The sequence below is a fragment of the Exiguobacterium sp. s101 genome (genome assembly GCF_018617835.1).
Taxonomy (GTDB): Bacteria; Bacillota; Bacilli; order Exiguobacteriales; family Exiguobacteriaceae; genus Exiguobacterium; species Exiguobacterium marinum.
This window is the reverse complement of sequence record NZ_JACSKX010000045.1, coordinates 1-237: the sequence shown is the minus strand read 5'-3', so window position 1 is coordinate 237 and position 237 is coordinate 1. Positions and strand designations below refer to the sequence as shown.

Annotated in this window: 1 rRNA gene; it reads right to left on the bottom strand. The window is 44.3% G+C overall.

Annotated features, from left to right (window positions below):
- A 5S ribosomal RNA gene (gene rrf / locus KNO76_RS13940) occupies window positions 1–86 on the bottom strand; the annotation flags it as partial.
- Between the last annotated feature and the right edge of the window lie 151 nt (window positions 87–237).

Genomic DNA, 237 nt, shown 5'->3' with positions numbered 1-237 from the left:
ATCCCCCAACTACTTTCGGCGCTGAGACGCTTAACTTCCGTGTTCGGCATGGGAACGGGTGTGGCCGTCTCGCTATCGCCACCAGACAAGTATTATATTAACATTATTTATCGATAAAGTCAACATATTTTAGAGAGATTGTTCTCTCAAAACTGAGGATTCATCAACACAAACCATTAGACTAGATCAAAGCCTCGACCGATTAGTATCATTCAGCTCCACGTGTCACCACGCTTC